This is a genomic window from Bacillus niameyensis, from assembly GCF_001375535.1.
Classification (GTDB): Bacteria; Bacillota; Bacilli; order Bacillales; family Bacillaceae_C; genus Lederbergia; species Lederbergia niameyensis.
Genome location: NZ_LN831197.1, coordinates 2,066,231 through 2,070,779, shown reverse-complemented (window position 1 = coordinate 2,070,779; position 4,549 = coordinate 2,066,231). Strand labels below are relative to the sequence as shown.

Genomic DNA, 4,549 nt, shown 5'->3' with positions numbered 1-4,549 from the left:
CGTGCGAATACGTTTGATTTGCGTGTCCCTGAAGATGCAGCGGAATGGATGAAAAATGAAGATTTAGTAGATGATTTTATTGTCAATGGAGGATATCGATTTGTCCCAACAAACTTTACGTTTCCAACGACGATCCAATCAAGCGATTATGTAACTGTAACAAGTGAATGGAAAAACACGGCACTAGGTAAAATGCCCAATAATAGACCAGCATGGGGCTATAAATATAAAGTGGCGTTTGCGTTGCTTGATACGGAAACTGCCTTGCCGGTTTTCACTCATGTGACAAATATTGATCCATCGGATTGGTTGAAGGGCAGAAATTATATGTATGAATCGAATATTAGCTTTGGTGATATTCCAAATGGTACGTATGACTTTGCATATGGCATTGTCGACACAACAAACAACAATGAGCCAGCGATTAATTTAGCTATTACAGAAGAGAAGACAAATTCCGGCTGGTATAAAATGGGGAAAACAACGGTGTCTAATATTGCCAAAACACCTGCAAATCCTGACTTTAGCTCTTATAGATTAGCAGAAGATTGGAGCTCAGTTCAAGGGAAGAATCAATGGTATTACCTGGAAGGGAATGACTCCAATTATTCAGAGATGACATGGAATGATTCCGGAAATAGTTGGAAGGGTACACATCAGTACAATCTCATCCGAGGAAATGCACACATTCATCCGGATATTAAAGATTCGGTCGTAGGCTGGAAAGCTCCAACCCAAGGGGATATTACGATTTCTGGAAATCCGAGAAAACATAATATTGCTTGCGGAGATGGAGTAAATGTAAAAATTATGAAAAATGATACGCAACTTTGGCCAGCAGAAGGTTGGCAACATATCGAAGCAGCTGATAATGCAGGCATCGCTCATGAATTAAAGACTACTGTAAAGCCAAATGACATGATTTACTTTGTCGTTAATAAGAAGGATAGCAATTCTTGTGACGGGATGGTTTGGAATCCATTTATTGAATATGGACCACAAGCGGTCTCTATTGATGTCGCGCCTCAAGCTACAGCAAGTACGACAATGGGAACAAGTGAAGGGAAGATTTCGAATATTAACAGTAATGTTTTGAAGCACTCGTGGAGCTCAGCAAACTCTGTTGCTTTTCCAGGTTTCATTACCCTTGATTTGGGCAGTAAATCCGTTCATACAAACAAAATTACTTTATCCACCCATTATGGTAAAGGCCAAGGCATTACAAATTTTGATATAGAATACCATAACGGAACAGATTGGGTTCCTGCAAAATCGGATGTACAGATTCAGTGGGATATGAATTCTAGTGTTATTGAATCCAGAGACGTTACTTTTGATCCGATCTATACGAATAAGATTCGTTTGAAAGTAAAGGATGGAAATTTGGACTGGGGCCATATAGCCTTAAATCAACTTCAATGGTGGTCTACGGAAGAAGAGTCCATTGACCCTGAAGTACCTTCAGAGGAAATGAATACGAATCATTTGCTATCCATCATTGAGAACTATAAAGAAGAATTAGCTGACAAGGATTACCAAGCACTGACACTTCATTTGAAGGCGGTTGGGCATTTCGAGAAAAAAGGTGATGCAGCTAAAATAGTTAAACAACTGGGGAACTTTGAAATATTACTTGATCACCAGTTAGAGAACAAATTTTTATCAAAGAACCTATATGACATGCTTACTACAGATACAAAACGACTAATTGAACAATGGAAACAGCCTAAATGACTTTTCTAAAAAAGCTCTATCTTCTAGTTTTCTCTATAAAAATAATAAATAGAGGAGAGGAATGAGATTTGAAGATTATACAAGCCAAAAAGTGCCACTTGTTTTTTGGTGTATTATTGATTTTTTCTATGTTAATGATTTTTCCTAACCAGTCAAACGCTTCAGAAATGGGGGCGTATTCTCCAACTGAGAAAACATCAGGTCTAGTGAAAAATCCAGCGATGGGTTGGGTTTTATACTGTGACGCATTAGGTAAGATGGTTGATGATAATATACCAGACATAAATAAATGTGTGATGGATCCACCGTTATTCTGGGAGTCATTTGATCATTCGGGGGCAACAGAGAAAGCAAGTATTTTTTATTTACGGGCCCCATGGTCTTTCTTTGAACCAGAAGAAGGACAGTTTGCCTGGGATGATCCTTCCAGTAATTATTATGCTTTGGTTCAAGGTGCACTAGATCGTGGATTAAAACTCTCATTCCGCGTATATATGGATAGTCAAAATTCATGGCAACAGGTAACCCCTCAATACGTTATTGATGCGGGTGCTAAGGGATATAATAATAATGGATATCACGAAACATTATGGACTCCATATATTAACGATGCTGTATTCCTTGATAAATTCACAAAATTCATCGCGGCCTTCGGTGAGAAATACAATGATCCATCTAAGGTCGATTTCGTTGATGCAATGGGATTAGGTGCCTGGGGTGAAGGTCATAATATTCGGCAAGATTCTTCACAGCCCGGTAATGTGAATACAAGTGTTAAAACAATTGCTACTGCCTATGAAAAAGCCTTTGATAAAGTATTAAAAGGTGGACAACAAGGTGGTGCATTAGCGAATATTAGTGAGTCGTTGGTCGACTCAAACCATTATGATATCTTTCGACGTGATAGTTTTGGAATGCCTCAATATTTTGGAGAAAGTGATAAGGCTTATTATGTTAATCGTATGCTGGGTTTAGGCATCCCTGTGTTTGCGGAAAATGGTTGGAACTATTTTGCTCATGACTTTGAGAAATATATGAATCAAAATGGAAATCCATTTTCAAGCATACGAGAATTGTTGGAAGTGAGTTTAAGGGATGCTAAGGATGCTCGTGCGAATACGTTTGATTTGCGTGTCCCTGAAGATGCAGCGGAATGGATGAAAAATGAAGATTTAGTAGATGATTTTATTGTCAATGGAGGATATCGATTTGTCCCAACAAACTTTACGTTTCCAACGACGATCCAATCAAGCGATTATGTAACTGTAACAAGTGAATGGAAAAACACGGCACTAGGTAAAATGCCCAATAATAGACCAGCATGGGGCTATAAATATAAAGTGGCGTTTGCGTTGCTTGATACGGAAACTGCCTTGCCAGTTTTCACTCATGTGACAAATATTGATCCATCGGATTGGTTGAAGGGCAGAAATTATATGTATGAATCGAATATTAGCTTTGGTGATATTCCAAATGGTACGTATGACTTTGCATATGGTATTGTCGACACAACAAACAACAATGAGCCAGCGATTAATTTAGCTATTACAGAAGAGAAGACAAATTCCGGCTGGTATAAAATGGGGAAAACAACGGTGTCTAATATTGCCAAAACACCTGCAAATCCTGACTTTAGCTCTTATAGATTAGCAGAAGATTGGAGCTCAGTTCAAGGGAAGAATCAATGGTATTACCTGGAAGGGAATGACTCCAATTATTCAGAGATGACATGGAATGATTCCGGAAATAGTTGGAAGGGTACACATCAGTACAATGTCATCCGAGGAAATGCACACATTCATCCGGATATTAAAGATTCGGTCGTAGGCTGGAAAGCTCCAACCCAAGGGGATATTACGATTTCTGGAAATCCGAGAAAACATAATATTGCTTGCGGAGATGGAGTAAATGTAAAAATTATGAAAAATGATACGCAACTTTGGCCAGCAGAAGGTTGGCAACATATCGAAGCAGCTGATAATGCAGGCATCGCTCATGAATTAAAGACTACTGTAAAGCCAAATGACATGATTTACTTTGTCGTTAATAAGAAGGATAGCAATTCTTGTGACGGGATGGTTTGGAATCCATTTATTGAATATGGACCACAAGCGGTCTCTATTGATGTCGCGCCTCAAGCTACAGCAAGTACGACAATGGGAACAAGTGAAGGGAAGATTTCGAATATTAACAGTAATGTTTTGAAGCACTCGTGGAGCTCAGCAAACTCTGTTGCTTTTCCAGGTTTCATTACCCTTGATTTGGGCAGTAAATCCGTTCATACAAACAAAATTACTTTATCCACCCATTATGGTAAAGGCCAAGGCATTACAAATTTTGATATAGAATACCATAACGGAACAGATTGGGTTCCTGCAAAATCGGATGTACAGATTCAGTGGGATATGAATTCTAATGTTATTGAATCCAGAGACGTTACTTTTGATCCGATCTATACGAATAAGATTCGTTTGAAAGTAAAGGATGGAAATTTGGACTGGGGCCATATAGCCTTAAATCAACTTCAATGGTGGTCTGCTGGAGAAGGGCCTAATGAACCATCAGCAGAGGTCAATACAGCCGAAATGCTTTCCACTCTAAAAGACTATCAGGGAGACGTGGCGGAGAAGGATTACCGTGCTCTTAATATTCATTTAACAGCAGTCGGCCAATTTGAAAAGAAAGAGGAGGCTGCAAAAGTGGTTAAACACCTGGAAAACTTCCAAAAGCTGCTTGACCATCAATTGGCAAGTAAAGCCATCCCGCAAGAGTTATATGACACGTTGAAGGCAGATACAAAAAAGCTGATGGAGCA

2 protein-coding genes are annotated in these 4,549 nt (G+C 39.0%); both read left to right on the top strand.

Annotated elements, in window-relative coordinates:
- A partial coding sequence (locus tag BN1243_RS09760; protein ID WP_230200162.1) for a DUF4832 domain-containing protein occupies positions 1-1,734 on the top strand: 1,734 nt, incomplete at its 5' end.
- A 68-nt stretch (positions 1,735-1,802) separates the two neighbouring features.
- Positions 1,803-4,549, top strand: a 2,747-nt coding sequence (locus BN1243_RS22320; RefSeq protein ID WP_062106358.1) for an FIMAH domain-containing protein, incomplete at its 3' end; no start/stop codon positions are given.